The organism is thiotrophic endosymbiont of Bathymodiolus puteoserpentis (Logatchev) (assembly GCF_900127505.1).
Taxonomy (GTDB): domain Bacteria; phylum Pseudomonadota; class Gammaproteobacteria; order PS1; family Pseudothioglobaceae; genus Thiodubiliella.
On sequence record NZ_UEXF01000031.1, the window covers coordinates 76,375 to 97,511 of the forward strand.

Sequence of the window (21,137 nt, forward strand, 5' to 3'; positions counted from 1 at the left end):
TCAACAAAACCGCACAAAATGCAAATGACGCTATCAATAAACGACTCACTCCACTTAAACATTGGGTCAAAACCTTGACTTTTGACAATGGCAGGGAGTTTAGTTGGCATGAAAAGCTAGCAGAAAATCTTGACTGTAACACTTACTTTGCCAAGCCGTATCATAGTTGGGAAAGGGGCTTAAACGAGAATCACAATGGACTGTTAAGGCAATTCTTCCCTAAGCGAATGGCTTTGGATAATGTGAGTGAGAAAGAAGCATTTAGGGCAACAGATTTAATGAATAATAGACCTAGGAAATGCTTGGGGTATAAGACCCCATTTAAGGTCTTTGCCAAGATGACTGGCAAGGACTATTTTTTAAATGGAAGTGTTGCACTTATGGGTTGAATTCGCCATAAATTTAAATTATATTTTGGATATCGCGTATTTTTTAATTGGTTTTTTGTATTTTTACAATTTGATTTCCCCGCTTATTTTTCAATTTTTACTCATAATATATGGACATCACAAGCTGTTTATTTTTTTTGGATGACATGGCATTTAATCAAAAATAAAAATTTAAAACATAAGTTCATTTGGTTTTCATCTTTTTGTATTATGTGTATTGGTGTGATTTTTTACTTCTGGTTTGTGTGTAGAAAAATCAAGGGTCAGGATACGGTTCACCCACTTGACTAGACACCGACTTGATCAATTATAGCCTTGTTTTTATTAAAAACGACACTATTTTTTGACTGAATGATGGGGTTTGGGGGTAAAGCCCTAACTTAAGCCTAAAAGGCTTTTGTTAAGTTAGGGGCGTTATCCTGATAAAACTTTTTTTTGGAACTTCGGTGTTAATTAAATGATAACATCGGCTTTTTGCCAATAAAACAGACGCAAACCTAAGTCTTGAACGGCGCTTAGATGGGAAGAATATTATTTATCCCAATATTTAGTTTTTATCCCGTAACCCAAATCCGCTTCAATCAGTCTTGATCGTACTTTGAGTAATTTTTCAATTAATGCAGGTTCAGACTGCTCATAACCTTCGGCATTGGGTGTGCGTTTGACCACCACACCTAATAATTCAGTAATTGCATTGCCGATAGAATTTTGCGAAATAGTGACAATTAATCTGTCTTGGTCATCACGGTAGATAAGTTGTTTAAATGCAGGCTGCCAACGAATATCTGAGGCATATTTGGCATCATTAAGGCATTTGTCACGCACTTTCTTGGCGGCAGATAAAAATCCATTGTTAAACAGCAGTATCTTTTCAATTTCTTGTGGAAAATAAGCGTTTTTTGGCACGCCTGAATTTCGGCTAGACACTTGTGCAAAAAAAGTGCGATAAAAATCTAAAAAACCCTTGAGAATCTGATCGTATTCATGCCAAAATTCAATGCGCTTTAAACTGTCAATACCCCCTTGTATTTCCCAGCGTGTTAGCCCTTGTGGATAACCTGTGAGTGACAGACTGGAAGAGTCGCCAGACATTGGTTTGAGTATTTTTAAATCTAATGAGGATAAAAATTCCACATACACTTCTTGCATATAGGTAGCAAATAAAGAGTGTTGCCCGCCATCGGTTAAGTTAGGGTTGTTGGTATCTGTTATTTTTGCTTCTTTGAGTTGTTGTTTGTCAAATACAATAAAGTGGTTGTGCAACATTCTAATGCTCGGCACACCAGGGGAGGTAATCGGCCAAGTAGAATCCAATGAGGCTTCACCTGCCAACACCAAGTGTGTTTCTGGGTCTGGGTATTGCTCCAACATAAAACTGATAATAATTTGGTTCATTCGATTCCAAACATTTTTCACATTATCAGGCACTTGCGTGCGTCTAACGGGTCTGCCCAGCGGGTTCAGAATTTTTTGCGAGGTATTGTAAATAATAGAGCAATCAAACTCATTTGAATGCCCCAGCGCCTTTCTATAAAATAACAAATCCTCATCATTGGCTAACAAGCCATTATTATTGGACAAATCTGCCAAATTCTCAGGCGAGTTAAAAAACTCATTCGGCTTCATTCCTTCGGGTACATCTAGTGGGATGGGGCGAAAAGGAACGCTAATTTCTCTTGGACCAATTGGCATGGTTCTTACTCCTTAATAAAAAAAAGGTTTATGTCACTTACGCAACATAAACCCCCTTAAACCTAAATCAAGCCTAATCGTTATCAAAATAACCGGCATTATCGTGTTCTTTTTTGTATGCTTCATCTTGTTGTATAGTGTCTTTGTTTCTTAGCGCTTCAATTGTGCCAAACAAATCTTCACCTTTTGTTTCGATTAATAAAAACATTGTATAGCCAGACTTAATATCAATTGATTCAAACTCAACAATTTTATAACCAAAAGCATTGTTATGAATTTGTGTTTGATAGTTGTCAACCAATTCATGGCGTTTTACTTTAGATAGTATTCTACCAACCAATTGGCTGTAAATTTGATCTTTGGCATTTTTTAATGCCTTTGTTCTAGTTGCGCCCACTTCAGAACCTGTGGCAATACCGCAAGCATAAAAGCTTTCATCTGCTAAGGCATCAGAAATTTGCACAATAGTAGAAATCCCAGGTGTTAAATAAGGTATTAAAGAAACATCTTCCTCCTCTTCTTGGCACCAACTTGGAATATCATCAGACTCTACCCGTTCGGGCAAAGTACCACAAGAGGATAGTAAGGCTACAATAAATCCTAAACTAAATAGTTTGTAATAACGCATAATAACCTCTTAGATAAATCTTAAACTTCAAATGAAGGTAACTTCTTTTCCACCATCTCTTTTTTCATGACCACATAATCTGGCAAGCCATTTTTGTATGGTGGGTAATCTTCACCTTCGATAAGCGGTTGTAAATATTCACGACACGCATCAGTAATGCCAAATCCATCGTCAGAAATATAATCCATCGGCATCATCTTTTCAACATTGGCAATGTCTTTTAACTCACCCATGCCGATCTCCCAAGTGTATGGGTTGTTTGAGGTTCTAATGACTGCAGGCATTACGGAGTTTTTGCCTTCCATTGCCAAGTTTACCGCTGCTTCACCTAGCGCATAAGCTTGTTCAACATCAGATTTGGAAGACAAGTGGCGTGCTGCACGCTGCAAGTAGTCTGCTACTGCCCAATGGTATTTATGCCCTAATGCGTCTTTAATTAAGTTGGCAACTACAGGCGCTGCACCACCGAGTTGTGCGTGACCGAAGTCATCGCGAGTGCCTTGTTCGGCAAGAAAACGACCGTCTGCCCATTTTGTGCCTTCAGAAACCACAACGGTGCAATAACCAAATTCTTTAACATTGGCATCTACTTTGGCTAAGAATTTTTTCTCATCAAAATCTACTTCTGGGAACAAGATTACCACAGGAATTGAATCATCAACCAAGCCACCTGCTGCTGCAATCCAGCCCGCATGTCTGCCCATAACTTCTAATACGAAAATTTTAGTAGAAGTGGCACACATAGAAGCCACATCAAAACTTGCCTCCATGGTAGAAACAGCAATGTATTTTGCTACTGAGCCAAACCCTGGGCAGTTGTCTGTTACTGGTAAATCGTTGTCAACTGTTTTTGGTACATGAATGGCTTGGATTGGGTAACCCATAGACTCAGACAATTGAGAAACTTTCAAACAAGTATCTGCCGAATCGCCACCACCATTGTAGAAGAAATAACCGATATCATGCGCTTTAAATACTTCAATCAATCTTTCGTATTCTGCCTTGTTGTCTTCTAAAGATTTCATTTTGTAACGACAAGAGCCAAAGCCACCAGAAGGTGTGTGTTTGAGTGCTGAAATGTCAGCATCAGATTCTTTAGAAGTGTCAATTAGATTTTCAGTTAAGGCACCGATAATGCCATTTTGGCCTGCATAAACCGTGCCGATTTTATCTGAGTGTTTGCGTGCTGTTTCAATCACACCACAAGCAGACGCATTAATTACGGCTGTTACACCACCAGATTGTGCATAAAAAGCATTTTTCATTGTTAGTTCCTTTTGACTTATAAAACCACTAATTATACATTGCTACGGTAATTTCGTATGTAAAAAAGGTCTCATATTGATTCAAAAATATGTGGCGTGAATTCCCAGTTTTGTGAACTATTAATGCTTAACACTAAGCATTTAGAGCTACCGCCATTACGCACCGCACCTGATGCACCCGGGTTAATTATCCAAGGGCTAGATTCTGTGTCAATCACTTGTTTATGCGTGTGTCCATAAATAATGGCTCTAGCATTGGGATGAGTCTGGCGTAAGGATTTGTGTGACGGTGTTTGCCAACCATGTTCTTGACCATGTTCTATGACTATTTTCCCGCCCGGTAGCGACAGGGTTTCAATGTCTTTTAGTTTAATGTGTTTATCATTATTACCCCGAACAGCAGTGAGTGGCTGAGTGAGCACACTGAGTGTTTGCTCTTCAATGATATCGCCCGCATGAACGATTTGGTCACAGGTGTTCATTAAGCTGATAATATCGGGGTGAATCCAGCCGTGAGAATCTGATAGGATGCCTATTTTAAGTGCCACTTTATTTAAGTAGTGTTGTATTCAAACCATCAATATGCTCTTGCAAATCAGGTTTGATGGTTGTATTCATAGAGTCTAATATAAATTCAATGCCTTCTCGTCTTGCTAATTTTGCCGCAGGAACAAAATCACTATCGCCAGAGATTAAAATTATTTTATTGACTTGTTTTTTGTATGACATAGAGGCAATGTCTAAGCCAATTTTCATATCAACAGATTTTTGTTGAGCGTGATAAATTACATCACTTTCAATAACATCAGTATGTGTGATTTTTCCTGATATTAAGTTTTTAGATAGCTCTGGATCTTTTAGCGTCCAGCGTGCATTTTTTTCATCAAGAAAACCTAATCTTAATGCGACATTTCTAGTGTTTCTTAATTGGTTGTGTAGATCTTGCCTGAACAATGCAGTTGTTGATTTTTTTAAATCAACAGCTTTTCTTGTTATTGGATGGTGTAATTTTTTGGTAATGGGAGGGCAGTCGTAGAAAAATATTCGATACAGTCTTTCTGGTTCTGTTATGTATTTATCATCACTTTTAGACGGGTTATATATATGTTTTAAACAATGTGTTGTTAAACCTTTAACAACTTTTTTAGCATCTGATTGTTCTTTACAGAGTTTTAGATAAAAATCACCATCAACTAGAATAGCAACATTTCTCATAATTATTTTATTCTCAATAAAAAAAAACCCAAAGGTCTGGCGAAACTCCTATTTAGTGGTTTCACTTTTCTGCTTTGGGCTATGTATGGAGGTAATTATACTAACTTATTAATTAATGTCAACCATTCTTTATATGATATGCTCAAAAGTTTCAATATTGATAAAGCCTTCAATTTCTTTGGCGTTTACTTTAGAGCTAGGTTTACTGATAGCAATGACTGTGCCAATGCCATATTGCTTGGCAGATTTTAAGACAGAGGGTGAGTCATCAAAAAAGATGCTTTTTGCTTTATCAAATTTAATTTCGTTTTCTAATTGTTGCCAAAATTCTTGTTTTTCTTTGGCAACATTATAATCGTGAGAAGAGATAATACCGTCAAAATAAGCCTCTAAATTAGTTACACGCATTTTTAGTTTCAATGTTTTTCGATGTGCATTAGTCACCAAATAAATACGCTTTTTATGCGTCTTGGCTTGCGCCAAAAACTCCAATACAAAGGGGTGGATTTGTATTAAATGTGCCACATCTTCTTTGAGTTGAGCAATGTCTAATTGTAGTTTTTCTTGCCAATAATCCAGACAATACCAATGTAGTTTGCCTTCTTCTGCGCGTAGAATTGGATAGAGTTTGTCTTTGGCTTCATCAAAGGTTATATTGTGTTTATTGGCAAATACCAAAGGCATATATTCCATCCAAAAATGTAGGTCAAAATGTAGGTCTAATAGCGTGCCATCCATATCTAGTAAGATGGTGTCAATATCTCCCCAATCTATCTTTGAGGAAGGCAAGGCCTTCCTCAAGTTAGTTGCGACGCCAGTTTGTGCCATTTTTATTGTCTTCTAAAATAATTCCCAATTCAGCTAACTCATCTCTAATTTGGTCGGATAGGTTGAAGTCTTTGTTGTTTCTAGCCTCATTGCGCTTCTCAATTTTTGCATCAATTTGCGTATCGGACAAGTCCATTCCCCTCTTTTCAGTGTTTCCTTGAGGGGTGTGTTTTAAAAAGGTATCAGCATCCATTTGCAGAATGCCAATATAGCCACCCAATTTTTTCAGTAGTTGACCTAAGGCATTTGCTTGGTCGCTATCTTTTTCACGCTTGGCGTTGACGACTTTGGCGAGCTCAAACAAAATACTGAGTGCAATTGGTGTATTAAAGTCATCATCTAACGCTGCTGTGAATCGCGCTTCATAATCAAAACGCTGAGAGACTTCTTCTGTTGCTGCTTCTGAGGCGCTTAATCCGCGTGTGGCAGTGTATAGGCGTGTTAGAGATGCCTTGGCGTTGTCTAAGTTTTCATCAGAGAAATTAAGCGGGCTACGATAATGCGAGCTCATAATAAAGTAGCGCAAGGTCTCGCCATCGTAATTTTCTAATACACCACGAATGGTGAAAAAATTATTCAGCGATTTGCTCATTTTTTCGTTATTGATATTTACAAACCCCACATGCATCCAAGTATTGACAAAAGTACAATCGTTAGCGCCCTCAGATTGTGCAATTTCATTTTCATGATGTGGAAAGGCTAAGTCCATACCGCCACCATGAATATCAAAATGTTTGCCAAGATGGGTGCATGACATTGCGGAACACTCAATATGCCAACCTGGGCGACCATCACCCCAAGGTGATTGCCAACTTGGCTCGTTAGGCTTTGCCATTTTCCATAGCACAAAATCTAGCGGGTCTTGTTTGCTTGTTTCCACATCAACTCTAGCACCTGCTTCAAGCTCATCAAGGTTTTTGCCACTCAGTTTGCCGTAATTCTTAAATTTGCGTACTGAGTAATACACATCGCCATTTTTGCCTTGATAGGCAATGCCTTTTTCAATTAAAGACTTAATCATATAAAACATTTGGTCAATGGCATCGGTTGCACGCGGCTCAATATCAGGAGGTAAGATGCTGAGTGCGCGCTCATCCTCGTGCATGGCATTAATGAATCGGTTGGTTAGTGAGTAAATATCTTCCTTGTTTTCAACAGCACGCTTTATGATTTTGTCATCAATATCGGTAATATTACGCACATATTCCACTTGAGGAAAATGACGACGCAAATGACGGACAATCACATCAAACATTACCAAGACACGAGCATGACCCATATGGCAATAGTCATATACTGTCATTCCGCAGACATACATTCCGACCTTTTCTGGGTTGATGGGTTTAAACTCCTCTTTTTGTTTGCTAAGCGTGTTGTAGATTTTAAGCATAAGCGGTATTTTACTTAGTATTTCAGGCAAGCCCTTATTTTTTATATGATTTAAAGATGCTTACGATTGTATAATTGAATGGTTTTATATTATTATTTTGGAGAAAATTATGAGCGTTTTAGTAACACAACAAGCACCAGACTTTACTTCTGCAGCGGTATTAGCAGATGGTTCAATCGTGGACAACTTTACACTTTCTAGTCTGAAAGGCAAGAAAATTATGTTGTTTTTTTATCCGTTGGACTTTACTTTTGTTTGTCCATCAGAGATTTTGGCACACCATCACCGTGTGGCTCAGTTTGCAGAAAAAGGTGTTGAAGTCGTTGGTGTTTCAATTGATTCACAATTTACCCACAATGCATGGAGAAACACAGCACCTAAAGATGGTGGATTGGGCAAGATTGATTTTCCTTTAGTTGCTGATGTGAACCATTCAATTATGGAAGCATATGGTATTGTTCATCCAGCAGGTGTGGCACTTCGTGCATCATTTTTAATTGATGAGAATTTCGATGTGCGTCATCAAGTAGTGAATGATTTGCCACTGGGTCGCAATGTTGATGACATGTTACGCATGGTTGATGCTCTTGATTTCCACACTACACATGGTGAAGTTTGTCCTGCAGGCTGGAACAAGGGCGATGAAGGCATGAAAGACACACCAGAAGGCGTGGCACAATACTTGGCTAAGAATGCTGACAAACTATAAAATAAATTGTTTTACAACAAGGGAGTGGTTAGCGCTCCCTTTTTTTACGGAGAAAAAATGAAAACTTATAAATGTATGATTTGTGGCTGGATCTATGATGAAGCTAAAGGCTCAGAGAAAGAGGGTATTGCACCAGGTACAAAATGGGAAGATATACCTGAAGATTGGGTGTGTCCTGATTGTGGTGTGACGAAAGATCAGTTTGAAATGGTGGAAATCTAAAAAAGCGTCATTTTGCTGATTGCCTTTATTTATGTAAAGGCTTTAATAAAAAATATTTCTCGCAGTCCTATTTAGTAAAATACCAGTTAATTTTAAAAATCAAGAAGAGCAAATGTCAAAAGTACTTATATTGCCAGGTGATGGTATCGGACAAGAAATTGTTGCGCAGGCGTTGAAAGTTATTGATTATTTAAATGAGAATCACGAGCTTAACATGGCATTGGTGCATGGTCTGGTGGGTGGTAGTGCATATGATGAAACCGCTTCACCTTTGCCGCAAGCCACGCTTGATGTAGCACATGAGTGCGACAGCATTTTGTTGGGCGCAGTAGGTGGTTATCAGTGGGAGAAATTAGAGCGCGACTTGCGTCCAGAACGAGGACTTTTGGGTTTGCGTGCTGAGTTGGATTTGTTCTCTAACTTGCGTCCTGCGATTTTATATCCACAACTTGCTAGTGCCTCAACGCTTAAGGAGGAGGTTGTCTCTGGCTTAGACTTGATGATTGTGCGTGAGTTGGTGGCTGGCATTTATTTTGGACAACCGCGTGGCGTTGAAGTGCGTGATGGTGAAAAATACGGCTTTAATACGGCAACTTATTTTAAATCTGAAATTGAGAGGATTGGGCATTCAGCATTTAAAATTGCACAACTTCGCAATAAGCGTGTTTGTTCAGTAGATAAGGCTAATGTGTTAGAAGTGTGTGAGCTTTGGCGAGAAACCATGATTGAGGTGGCAAAAGATTACCCAGGTGTGGAGCTTTCGCATATGTATGTAGACAATGCTGCTATGCAACTCGTTAAAGCCCCTAAGCAATTTGATGTGATGGTAACCAGTAATTTATTTGGTGATGTGTTGAGCGATTGCGCAGCAATGCTCACAGGTTCAATTGGTATGCTACCATCGGCTTCGCTAAATAAAGAGGGTTTTGGTATGTACGAGCCTATTCACGGTAGTGCACCTGATATTGCAGGGCAAGATTTGGCAAACCCATTGGCAACTATTTTGTCAGTAGCAATGATGCTCAGATATTCACTTAATCAAGTAGCATTGGCAGAAAAAATTGAGGCAGCAGTTAATACTGTATTGGATAAAGGCTATCGCACACAAGATATCGCCTCTGAGAGTGATACGGTTGTTGGCACTGATGAGATGGGTGATTTAGTCGTAGAGGCTTTATGAAAATCGTAGTTTATTCCACTCATACTTGTCCGATTTGCGTCAAAACTAAAGTCCTATTAAACAAATGGAATCTGCCCTTTGAACAAAAAATGATTGATGAGGATCGTGCCTTAATGGCGGAGTTTTCTGAGGTAACCAGTGGCGCTAGAATGGTGCCACAAATTGTGATTGACGACAAACACATTGGGGGTTTTAGCGACCTTACTGAGTTACATATGGACGGATTTTTTGACTGATAAGCTCCGTTTTTCATTAGAAACTTTTAAAGCAGTCATTTGTTATACGCTTTGGTTTTGATAAAAATCAGGATTTAAGGTAATTTTAAAAATTATTCGTCTAAGTTTTCAATCTCGCTAAGCATTTTTCCAATATGTTTGCCCATGTTGCTTTTGTAGCCGTGCCAATCATGATAAGGTGTTAATTTTTTATCAGCAAGTGGCTTGATTTCATAGTCGGCCAAGTCTTTTGCATAACCTTTTTTGACTTCGTCACGCACGATGCGTAAATAACTTAAGAAGGGTTGTACGGTGCTTTTTGCATTGCCAGTTGGGCCGTGGCCAGGAACATAATAATCTAAGTCTAAATTAATTGCATACTCTAATACTTTGATATTGCCGTGCATATCAGAAGTGTTGTCAAATCGTCCGTGTCTGTGTAGTAAGCCATTGTCACCCATAAATAAAGTTTTACTCTTGATATGCTCAACCATAATGTCGGTATTGGTATGTGCTACCCCAGTAATATTATGGTGAATTTTAAAAGCCTCACCGCCTGCATTAACGACTTTCAAGTGTGTGCTAGCCTTAGTTGGATAAGTAGGTTTTGTGCCATCAGATGCGCCCTTGGTTAAATCATGCATTAACTTTACCCAGCGTTCACCTTCACCAGATTTGGCTTGCTCAATCATATTAGGATGGGCGTAGATTTTGACCTTAGGATATTGTTCAATAATTGCCTGATTGCCGAGCCAGTGGTCGCCATGGACATGGGTGTTAAAAACAGCAACAATTGGCTTATCAGTAATTACTTTGACTTTTTTAAGTACCATCCTTCCAACTTGATAAGTACTCCCTGGATCAACAATGACTGCGCCACTTTTGCCAACGATTAGCCCAGGGTTGTTCATAAATCCACGATTTTCTGGATTAGGCTCGTCAAGTGGACCATGTATAACATAAACATTATCGGCGATTTTGTCAAATCTATACTTTTCTGAACTCTGTGATAACCAGATGACGGTAGTCACTAAAAATACGGCAGTTAATATTAATAGTAGTTTTTTCATTGTTTTTTTCTCAAAAATAGATTGCATTATATCGCCCATTCAAATTCTAAGTGGCATAATATGCGCATGCGACAAAAACCTAAGATGTTCAATGTAGTAAACATTGCCACAACAAAATTTTTCAATATTCAATCAATGGATATTGAGTTCTCCAATGGAGAGAAGCGACAATACGAACGCCTAAAGCCATCTGGAGAAGGCGCTGTGTTGGTAATTCCAATGCTAGATGATGATACAGTGTTGATGATTTACGAATATTCTGGCGGTACCCACAGATATGAGTTAGCATTGACCAAAGGTAAAATTGATGCAGGCGAATCTCCGATTGAGGCTGCTAACAGAGAGTTAATTGAAGAAATTGGTTATGGTGCAAGACAGCTTTCGTTTGTGAAAACCATGACTTTGGCGCCAGGCTATCAGTCAAACTTTACTCATGTTATTTTAGCACAGGATTTATATGAAGACAGTGCACAAGGTGATGAGCCTGAGCCATTAGAAGTGGTCAAACACAAATTGTCTGATTTAGAACAGTTGGTGTATAACCAAGATTTAACCGAAGCCAGAACCATTGCAGCACTTTACATGGCAAAAGAAATCATTAAAAACCAGTAAGTGCATAAAACGAAACATTTGCTAGGTAATTACATATGAATCTTGTTATTCCTGAGGAATTTTTTCTTACTTCTCAGGGTGCGCCTTTCCCTGATATTGATTTAGCATTAGACGAGCCAAATGGCTTGATTGCTATTGGTGATGATTTGTCATCTAAGCGATTAATTAACGCTTACCAACAGGGAATTTTCCCTTGGTATGGGGAAAATGAACCTGTGCTGTGGTACTCACCAAACCCACGCATGGTTATTACGCCTGAGGCACTGCATATTTCTAAAAGTTTAGATAAAGTGCTACATTCAAAGCAATTTGAAATCAAAATCAACAACGATTTTGACAGTGTTATTTATCATTGTAAAAGTATTAAGCGCAAAGACCAAGACAGCACTTGGATTGATGAAAATATGGTGCGTGCTTACACTGAATTACACACTCAAGGCGTGGTAAAGTCAGTTGAAGTGTATCAAGATCTCAAGTTAGTGGGCGGATTGTATGGTGTGAGTATGGGCAAGGTATTTTTTGGTGAGTCGATGTTTTCTTTAGTGAGTAATGCTTCAAAAATAGCCTTTGTGTATTTGGTACAAAATATGGGATATGAATTGATTGATTGTCAAGTGGAAAATGCGCATTTAAAAAGCCTAGGTGCTTACAACATTGAGCGTAATGTATTCATCAAAAAATTAGATAAATTGCTGTTAAAATAAATAGTTATAAAATTAATGGCATGGGCTTTCATAATTATCGGACCTTACGATCTAAAAAATGGAATTACGGTGATAGATTATGAATTATGCAAAGGCTCCAAAAGACCTTATATAAAAACAGCTATTCTTGTTTAGCGTAGCAAAATATCAGATTTGCTTGTAACGCTGAATACAAAAGTAGCATTATTGATTTTTATTGTCGGTAAAATCAAAGCTCTTTTATGAGCCTTTAAGAGACAGTGAATTAATATTTTGGAATTTATGCTCCATTTAAAAAGAGGGTTTACCTACTTTCTTTGTTTTAATATAATCATTACCAGCTTCCCTGGTTGGGTGTTTGCCGCTCTTATTCAGTCTCATGATAAATCTACAACGGTAGTAAAGGCAAGAAATCAGAAAACGCAACTCATTTATATTGCTACACCTAATAAAAACGGTTTATCACATAATCGTTATAACAGCTTTGATGTTAATCAAAATGGCGCTGTCTTTATAAACTTTAACGATGGGAAAGGGGAAGCTAGACGATCTGATCTGGCTGCCTCTGTGATTGGCAATCCTGCTTTATTAAACGGGGGGTCGGCAAGCCTTATTTTGAATGAAGTTGTTTCCGGAAAAACGTCCAATATCGCTGGCTTTTTAGAGGTGGTTGGCAATAAAGCGGGTGTTATTATTGCTAATCCTTATGGTGTTACCTGTAATGGTTGTGGTTTTATTAACACCTCAAGAGCAACCTTGACCACAGGTATACCGAAGTTTAACGAAGGTAATTTAAGTTTTGATATCAATAAAGGCAATATCAATATTGACAGTAATGGTTTAGACGCTAAGACGGTTGATGTTCTTGATATTATTGCTAAGGGCGTTAGTATTAATGGCGTTATTAACGCCAAAAATATGTTGATAGTGGGTGGTAAAAGTAAGTTTTCTTATTTAGCACGCCTATCATCTGGTGTAGACGAGGGTGACAATGACAATGACCCCCGTTATGCCATCGATGCCTCGGTAGTTGGTGGTATGTATGCAAACAGAATCCATCTGATATCTCACGGTAAGAATGTGGGGGTTAAAGTTGACTCTAATATGGCAACTTCAACGGATGATATTGTTTTTACTGCTGAGGGTGATATTGAAATTGCGGGCATACTCAGCTCTAAAAATGACATTATTCTCACCTCTGATCAGTCTATTAATATCTATACGCCTGAATCTGTTGAAGAGGAAAAAGCAACAGAGTCAAACTCAAACTCAAATTCAAGCTCAGAGTCAAACTCAGACAATCATTTTTACGCCAACAATATTGATATCAATGCAGGGAAAAAAGTAGAAATCGCTGTTCAATCTATAGGGGCCAAGAACAATCTAAATATTACAGCGAATGATTTGATTAGTGATACCGCCCAACAGGGTGGCGTTCGTTTTGCGAAAAATATCAATATTAATGTGGTTAATGGCGATTATAAGGCTTTAAACAAAGTTCAATATATTGCCAAAGAAAGTATTGATATTAAGGCAAAAACTGTTAGTATCCAAGGGGCAGATAGCAACAATAGGGTTAAATTTAATGTCAATGAGGGCAAGTTAAGTATATCGAGTCAATCGGTGGATATGGATAATGCACTTTTGGGCACCAAAAAAAATATCCAAATAACGACACAAGGTGATTTAAAAATAGGAAAGGATGCCAAGTTAAATTCTCAAGAGGAAAGTATCACAATAAATGCAAGTCAACTCACCTCTCAGGGCGTGTTACTTGCTAATAAAGACATAAGGATTAAGGCTACCGAAGTAACTAATAGTGGCAATATGTTTGCTGCTAATCAGCTGGCTATTGATGCTACTAAGTTTGACAATCAGAAAAACATTGTTGCTGGTGAGGCGTTGCTGAGTATAGGCAAGACATTCACGAATGCAAAGAATGCTCAGATCCTTGTTGACAGTCGACTCGTTATCAATACACTATCAGACGGGATTTTAGCGGTTATTAACGCAGGATTGTTGGCATTGAAAAGCAGCTTAAATATCGCTGATACCGAGCAATCAAATAGTGCACCATCAACAGGCAGTTTAACGATCTCTGCTGACACATTTGATAATAAAGGCAATCTTTCTGCTAACAAAATAACTCTGAATGTTGACTCAAAATTGAGCAACCAAGCAGGTGCTAAAATCCTTGCCGACGAGCAATTAACCATCAAACAAACTGCTAATGCATTGTCAACAAAGTTTTTAGAAGTTATTAACGCAGGATTGCTGGCATTGAAAAGCAGTTTAAATATCGCTTCTGCTAATGGCACTACTCAATCCACTCCGTCAACAGGCAACTTAACAATCTCTGCCAACACACTTGATAATAGTGGCTATATCTCTGCCAATGAAATAACCTTAAATATAGGCAAGAAGCTAAGCAATAAAAACAATGCTCAAATCTCTGCTGATAGTCAATTGATCATTAAAAATACCCTAACCTTTGCTGACAGCACTACATCTAATAGCACCACATCTAATAATTTAGTCGTGGACAACAAAGGGTTGTTGTATTCAAAAGATGTGTTAGGTATTTTTGCCGATAGACTCAATAACAAAAAAAATATTGTTGCTAACAAAGTAACACTCAATGTTGATACAAGCGTGAACAATAAAGCCAATGCCAGAATCCTTGCTGATGAGCAATTAATCATTAAACAAACGGTTAGTGTATTGCCAACAAAACTTTTAGAAGTTATTAATGCAGGTTTGCTAGCCTTAAGAAGCAGTCTAAATATCACCTCTACTGATGGTGCTACTCAATCTACCCCATCAACAGGCAACTTAACTGTTTTTGCCAACACACTTGATAATAGTGGCTATATCTCCGCCAATGAAATAACATTAAATATAGACAACACACTAGATAATAAAGACAATGCTCAAATTTCTGCTGACAGTCAATTGAGCGTCAAGCAAACCGATAATGCTCCAGCCAATCAATTGTTGACAGTGAACAACAAAGGTTTGTTGCTTTCAAAAGATGAGCTCAATATTGCTGCCAGTACACTCAATAACGAAAAAAATATTGCTGCTAAAAAAACCACGCTAACTATAGGCAAAACACTAAATAATGCAGAAAGTGCACAAATCTCAGCCAACAACCAATTAACCATCAAACAGACTAAGGGTGCAGACAATGGTCTTGCAGTAAACAACCAAGGATTGTTATTTTCAGCAGATGAGTTAACTATTTCTGCTAATACACTAAATAACCAGAAAGACATTTCTGCCAAGAAGGCAACGCTTGAGATAAAGACAGTATTAGACAATAAAGAAGGTGCTCGAATTTTTATTGATGACACACTTGATATAACAACAACAACACTGAACAACAAGGGATATGTTAAAGGCACCACATTAGAGGTAACGGCAGATAACATTAACAACGACACAAACAGTAAGATATTGGCTGTTGATTCTACTTTTACCGTGGATACTTTTGTTAATAATGGCAGTGTAAAGAGTACGAATAATCTAACGATACAGAAAAAGACTCAGGACAATAAAATAGCGACATTGGACATAAAAAGTCAATACGCATTTTATGCTGGGAATAATTTTAACATTGTCAAAAACGCTACAGGTATTTTTAATGTTAATATTGTCGATGGCTTTATTGCAAAAGGAATTAATTGGGCTATTAACAAACTTGATCTTAGGGGAACTTTAAAATCCAGTGCAGGATTTCACTTGGATGTGGTTGATACGCTCACACTTGGAACGAAATCCTCACCAGACCTCCCGAAAGAAGGTAAGAAGGCAATGATATTATTAACTGGCAGTGAGGTGGATAATAGCATCAAGGTGGATAAGAATATCGTTATCTTCGAACATTCAGCAATATCATCTCTTGGTAATTTAACACTCAAGGCAACGCTTATTAGCATAGCTGTAAACGCTGCTATAACAGGTTTTAAGCATTTGGGTATTTCTGGCAATATTGACAACAAAGGGTTTATTTATTCTGACGAGACATTAGATTTAGTGGCACCTAACTATATCCACAATACGGGCAAGGGTTGTGTTGCTAGCAACGGTTGTATTAGTGCTCAAACACAGTTAAGAATGGCACACAGTGAAGGTGCGTTAACGCCGTCATCAAATGTTGATTCTATTGTAGGGGAGATGGAATTAATTAATCAAGGTGATATTGAAAGTAAGGATATTCTAATCGTTGCCAAGAAAGTGGTTAATACCATTTCAAGTGCCAACAACTATGGCAAAAAAGATGAACCAGTGCTCGTTTCTCGAATAATTAGTACCATTAGTAAAGCTGATAATGAAATAACGGAACAATTAATAAAGGTATTTCATGAGGAATACCTTGATGAATTTGATCCTGATAATGACAGACCTACCATATCAGCCATTCAGGGAAATTTAAACATCTTAGGCTTTAAGGAAATTCAAAATATAGGAGGGACACTAAGTGCTACAAATACCCTTAATTTAATTAGCAATGTGCTCAACAGTAAAGTAACTAATCAATCAGTTGGTTTATTTAAGATTACCAAAACCGTAATATTTCGTACCAGACAGGTGTGTACTAAACCGTTTATCATATGTTGGGAGCGACGGCCTAGGGTAACAATAATTACAGAAAGTACTGTTAGAGAGAAGCTAAAGGGGAGTTCAATAAAAGCAGGATTATTTGCAAAAAATATCGTGATAGAGACTGGTTCTCTATACACAGGTGAAAGAAATAACGCATTGTCGGATCAAGAGCTTAGTAAAAAAACACAAAACACAGAAGATGACTCACCGGAAGCACCGCCTAAAGAAGATGATGAGAAGATAGAGGATACTAAGGTTGCAGAACCCGATAAAACAATAGAAGAAGAAGAGGTTGAGCCCAATAACGAGGCAACAGGGATTGAATATACCGAAGCACAATATGACGCATCTATGGTGGGCAATGTTACAGAATCTTTACCAACTAATCCTTATGGTCTTTATTTGCCAGCACAAGATTCTAACGCCCAATATCTTTATGAAAAAAACGCTTTATATGTTACAGATGAGCGTTCGCAACTGGATATTAATTATTTGGCTGAAAAATTAAGAATAAAAGACACCACCAGAAAACTAGGCAATACAGATTTTGAAATACAATTAATTAAAAAACAAGCGCAAAGGTTAAACGCAGTTTCGTATCTAGAATATGGTGACGACTTCACCATGATGCAGACTCTTTATGATAATGCTGCAGAGTTCATTAAGGCGAGTAAGCTACCTCCTGATAAGGTGAGTAAGCTATCTCCTGATGGTACGCCAGTTAAATCTAAGCCAATGCACGTTATGACAATTCCTGTATATGGCATGCCATTAACAGACAGTCAAATTGCCTCTCTTGATAAGCCCATTATTTGGGAAGTATATCAAAAAGTTGCCTCCGGTGAAGTTGTTAGGGTGCCAAGGCTATATATCCCCACAAAATTTAAAGCAAATGACGCTATGATAATGGCGACTGGCAATACCAATATTGATGTTACTTATCTATTGAATGCTGGGGGAGAGATTAAATCAGATTCTTTGTCAATTACGACAAAAAACGACCTTGATGTTATTTCTGGAAAAATTAGTGGTGGCACGGTCATATTAGATGTAGGTGGTAATATTAATCTTGAAACCTTGAAAGTGCGTCATGGCACAGTGAATAATTATCATGAAGAATTTCTAGACAAGACTACAATTAGTGCCACTACAGGGCTTAGCATTAAAACCAAAAATGATTTAAATGTGACGGCCAGTGATATTATTTCTGGGGGCGGTATAAATATTCGAACGGATGGCGAGGTAAATATCAAAAATATTACCCTAGAAAAAAGCACCTATTCTACTTCACACAGTAGTTCTGGTTTTTTAGGTTTAAATTCCACGGAAACCACAACCACTACAACAACACAAACAGCTGTTCAATCCAACATTCAAGCTGATGGCGATCTCAGCATAATCGCTCAAAAAAATCTTAATATTGAAGGGGCAAATATAACAAGTCAGGCAAGAGTTATCTTAGGTAGCACACAAGGTGATGTCAATATCACAGCACAAAAATTGACCGATACAGAAAACACAACCGTTAAGAAAAAAGAATTTGGATTTAGTACAGATGCTGATGAGGGAGAAAGAACGGCAAATGTTACGCTCTCATTCACTACCACCACCACCAACACCTCTAAAGTAGACACAACACACATAGGATCAAATATTAGTGGCGACAATGTTGTTATTTTTGCAGAAAATACAGCAAATTTTGAAGGCGCTACATTGGATTCCAAAGGAGATTTAGTGGTAAAGGCCAACGATGTTAAGTTTAAGGCAGTTTATGATGAGTCAAAAATGAACGAAGATACATCCGAGGTAAAGCTAACACTTTCAGCCAATGTAGATGTTGATAACGCCAGTGTGGGCTCTAAGCTTACGGTTACCGATTCCGAAGATTCTTCTTATCAAAGGCAAGCACGAACTTCTAGATTGAATGCTGCAGGCAATCTGGTAATAGTGGCCAACAACAGTATTGAAAATGAGGGCACCCAGGCTTTTGCAGGAGAGGGGATTATGATTAAAGCCAAATCTGTTCACAATTATGCAGCCAAGAATATTCAAAAATTATCTAAAAAGGAGCAAAGTGTTGCAGTGGGCATTAGCTACGGTGTGACCAACAACGGCATGGGATCGTCTATAGACGGTGCAATTAAGCATGCTAATAACGAAGATGAAACAGATACGAAAACAGATGAAAGATCTGGCATGAATGCGAAAGAGTTGCTTAATAACAATAAGTTAGGAACAGAAGACGATCCTCAAGTTTCTATTTCATTGGCACCCCCCTCAATACAAACAACCATTACAAATGATAATGCAAACAGCAAGAGTAGAACCAACTCCATCACATCAATCACCACGAATTTTAAATCAAAAGGAGGCATTACCTATGATGTTGAGGGTGCCATTAGAGATGTGGGTACCAACTATGAGGCGTCGGGCGATATTGTTATAAATGCAGCGGATTATACGAATAGTCAAGCCAATAATATTACCGAACAATTAGATGAAAGCGACAATACTGGCGGCACAGCAACATTAAGTGTTGATGCCACAGCTGAGGCTACTGCAGGTGTTACTGGTTATTTGAGCAGCAAGAAAGACAAAACGGTGTCTAGCACTGCTGTTGTTGGCAGCTTTAAAAGTGGTGGCAATATTAAAATCAATACCACCAACAAAGTATCATTAGAAGGCACAAACTTTGAATCAACAGGCGGTATTGATATTTATGGTGCCAAGGGGGTTGATTTTAAGCAAGCCACCAACACAACAACCGTTCTATCAGACAGCAGCGATACTGATTTTAGTGGCAGTGTAAGTGTTGAGTTGACTTTAACGGGTGGTAGTGTTAGTGCAAGTGCAAATCATATGGAGAGCACAAAATCCAAGGTCGCAACCACAGGAGTGGCTTCCACGATTAAATCTGGGGGTGCGATCAATATTTCTTCTGGCGACGGCGACTTAAGATTACAAGGAACCAATATAGAAACAAAATCAGATGTTTCTTTGTCAGGTGATAATGTGGTTTTTGAAGGACTCACAAGCACCACGATTGAAAAAGAAAAAACCGATGGTGGCGGTGCTGATATTGGTGGTGGAGGAGGAGCATCTGGCGTTCATGGTAATTTCGGACTTAGAGTGACTAGGATTAGAAAAGACATTAATATAACTACGGTTACAGGCGGATCAATTAAGAGTAAGAACTTAACTGTTAATGCTAAAAATAAAGCGCATTTTATTGGCACACAAGTTGATGCTGATTCATTGAATATTGATGCCAAAGAATTAACCATTGAGTCCGCACAAAGTACCCACAAAGAAGACAATAGTAAATTTAGGTTAGATGTTGCGGTTGAATTTTCCGCAGGCAAGGGAAATAATGGTGCCAATTTTCATGTTGGTTTAGAAAAGAACCATAAAAAAATAAACAATGTAACTAATCAAAATGCGACTTTTAATATCAAGAACAAAACCACACTAAATGTTAAAGGTGATGTGCTTCTTGCGGGTGCAAATCTTAACTCTGGTGGCACAGTAGAGGGCAATATTGGCGGCAATTTAAAAGTAGAAAGCAGGGCTGATATTATCCGAGAAGATATTCAAAAATACAAAATGACTGTGGGTGGTGGCACGCCTGCAGGGGTTAACAAAAAATCTTTTAAAGCGGGCAATGCTAGATCCAGAGGGGGCATGGGAGTGGATACCGCCACAATGATTGCAGGATCAGGTTTATTTGTTAAATCTAGCTCAGAAAAGAAAGACAATCTAGTGATTGATCAAAGAAGTGGTATATCTGGCACATTAAATTTAAAAGTAGGTGGCAATGTAGAATTAAATTCAGCCGATGTGGATCAAAGCGGCCTAGAAGTTCAAGGAACAATCACCACCTCTAAGGTGAAAACTCGTACAGACGAAAGCTCTAGCAGTACCAACATAACAGCAACAATTCAAAGTGCACTTGGTTATGAAGGTATTAATAAAGTCTATCAAGGCGGATCCATAGGACCTGTTGCACCTAAAAGAGTTAGGAAGGGCTTAGGAAGAGGTGTGCGATCTTTAAAAAATAAAATTGTTGGTCAAACCCATATAAAAAGACCAACCAGCACACAAGCCACTGCACCTGAAAAGAGCACCCCAGTTGAGCAAGACAACAATAAAACGCCCAATGAAAATTCACAAGATGAACCTTCAAGCGAGCAAGACAACAACGAAACACCAGATCAACAACAAGAGGATAACACTGTAACTGAGCAAACGGAAACTGAGCAAACGAATACCCCTGAAAAGAGCACCCCAGTTGAGCAAGACAACAATAAAACGCCCAATGAAAATTCACAAGATGAACCTTCAAGCGAGCAAGACAACAACGAAACACCAGATCAACAACAAGAGGATAACACTGTAACTGAGCAAACGGAAACTGAGCAAACGAATACCCCTGAA

The 21,137-nt window shown here is 38.3% G+C and carries 16 protein-coding genes; 8 read left to right on the forward strand and 8 right to left on the reverse strand.

Annotation, left to right across the window (positions count from 1 at the left end):
- A partial coding sequence (locus tag BHECKSOX2_RS05590) for an IS30 family transposase (RefSeq protein WP_139682827.1) occupies positions 1-389 on the forward strand: 389 nt, incomplete at its 5' end.
- A 531-nt stretch (positions 390-920) separates the two neighbouring features.
- Here the strand turns inward: BHECKSOX2_RS05590 and BHECKSOX2_RS05595 are convergent.
- The 7 genes from BHECKSOX2_RS05595 to cysS all read right to left on the reverse strand — a co-directional run bounded on the left by BHECKSOX2_RS05595 (position 921) and on the right by cysS (position 7,407).
- A complete protein-coding gene (locus BHECKSOX2_RS05595; protein WP_139682811.1) occupies positions 921-2,081 on the reverse strand; it encodes a hypothetical protein in 1,161 nt (386 codons plus the stop codon).
- 73 nt (positions 2,082-2,154) lie between these two features.
- Positions 2,155-2,709, reverse strand: coding sequence for a hypothetical protein (locus BHECKSOX2_RS05600; RefSeq protein ID WP_139682812.1), 555 nt, complete (start codon positions 2,707-2,709; stop codon positions 2,155-2,157).
- Between the two features lie 20 nt (positions 2,710-2,729).
- Complete coding sequence (locus BHECKSOX2_RS05605) at positions 2,730-3,974, reverse strand: 6-phosphofructokinase (RefSeq protein ID WP_090717185.1); 1,245 nt, start codon at positions 3,972-3,974, stop codon at positions 2,730-2,732.
- A gap of 71 nt (positions 3,975-4,045) precedes the next feature.
- On the reverse strand, positions 4,046-4,522 hold the full coding sequence (locus BHECKSOX2_RS05610) for a metallophosphoesterase family protein (protein WP_090717186.1): 477 nt from the start codon (positions 4,520-4,522) through the stop codon (positions 4,046-4,048).
- Between the two features lies 1 nt (position 4,523).
- Positions 4,524-5,192 carry an NYN domain-containing protein gene (locus BHECKSOX2_RS05615; protein WP_139682813.1) on the reverse strand — a complete coding sequence of 223 codons (669 nt, stop codon included), beginning with the start codon at positions 5,190-5,192 and terminating at the stop codon, positions 4,524-4,526.
- A gap of 126 nt (positions 5,193-5,318) precedes the next feature.
- On the reverse strand, positions 5,319-6,017 hold the full coding sequence (gene yrfG, locus BHECKSOX2_RS05620; RefSeq protein WP_139682814.1) for a GMP/IMP nucleotidase: 699 nt from the start codon (positions 6,015-6,017) through the stop codon (positions 5,319-5,321).
- Positions 5,992-7,407 carry a cysteine--tRNA ligase gene (cysS, locus tag BHECKSOX2_RS05625; protein WP_139682828.1) on the reverse strand — a complete coding sequence of 472 codons (1,416 nt, stop codon included), beginning with the start codon at positions 7,405-7,407 and terminating at the stop codon, positions 5,992-5,994. Before cysS ends, yrfG begins: the two co-directional genes overlap by 26 nt.
- Positions 7,408-7,516: 109 nt before the next feature.
- Between cysS and BHECKSOX2_RS05630 the strand changes: the two genes are divergently transcribed.
- The 4 genes from BHECKSOX2_RS05630 (at position 7,517) to BHECKSOX2_RS05645 (ending at position 9,754) form a co-directional block, all read left to right on the forward strand.
- Positions 7,517-8,116: a peroxiredoxin gene (locus tag BHECKSOX2_RS05630; protein WP_139682815.1), complete on the forward strand. Its 600-nt coding sequence runs from the start codon at positions 7,517-7,519 to the stop codon at positions 8,114-8,116.
- 57 nt (positions 8,117-8,173) lie between these two features.
- Positions 8,174-8,338, forward strand: a complete 165-nt coding sequence (locus tag BHECKSOX2_RS05635) for a rubredoxin (RefSeq protein ID WP_139682816.1) — start codon at positions 8,174-8,176, stop codon at positions 8,336-8,338.
- 112 nt (positions 8,339-8,450) lie between these two features.
- Positions 8,451-9,518, forward strand: a complete 1,068-nt coding sequence (leuB, locus tag BHECKSOX2_RS05640) for a 3-isopropylmalate dehydrogenase (RefSeq protein ID WP_139682817.1) — start codon at positions 8,451-8,453, stop codon at positions 9,516-9,518.
- Complete coding sequence (locus BHECKSOX2_RS05645) at positions 9,515-9,754, forward strand: glutaredoxin family protein (protein ID WP_139682818.1); 240 nt, start codon at positions 9,515-9,517, stop codon at positions 9,752-9,754. The genes leuB and BHECKSOX2_RS05645 overlap by 4 nt, the downstream gene beginning before the upstream one ends.
- Positions 9,755-9,846: 92 nt before the next feature.
- Here BHECKSOX2_RS05645 and BHECKSOX2_RS05650 read toward each other — a convergent pair whose 3' ends face one another.
- The gene (locus BHECKSOX2_RS05650) at positions 9,847-10,803 is read right to left on the reverse strand and encodes an MBL fold metallo-hydrolase (RefSeq protein ID WP_245391328.1); all 957 of its coding nucleotides are present in this window, start codon (positions 10,801-10,803) and stop codon (positions 9,847-9,849) included.
- Positions 10,804-10,869: 66 nt separating this feature from the next.
- Here BHECKSOX2_RS05650 and nudE point away from each other — a divergent pair, with 66 nt between their 5' ends.
- From nudE to BHECKSOX2_RS05665, 3 genes are all read left to right on the forward strand, one after another.
- On the forward strand, positions 10,870-11,415 hold the full coding sequence (gene nudE, locus BHECKSOX2_RS05655) for an ADP compounds hydrolase NudE (RefSeq protein WP_090717214.1): 546 nt from the start codon (positions 10,870-10,872) through the stop codon (positions 11,413-11,415).
- Between the two features lie 35 nt (positions 11,416-11,450).
- Complete coding sequence (gene aat, locus BHECKSOX2_RS05660; protein ID WP_139682820.1) at positions 11,451-12,119, forward strand: leucyl/phenylalanyl-tRNA--protein transferase; 669 nt, start codon at positions 11,451-11,453, stop codon at positions 12,117-12,119.
- 261 nt (positions 12,120-12,380) lie between these two features.
- Positions 12,381-21,137: hemagglutinin repeat-containing protein (locus tag BHECKSOX2_RS05665; RefSeq protein WP_139682821.1), on the forward strand; the 8,757-nt coding region annotated here is incomplete at its 3' end.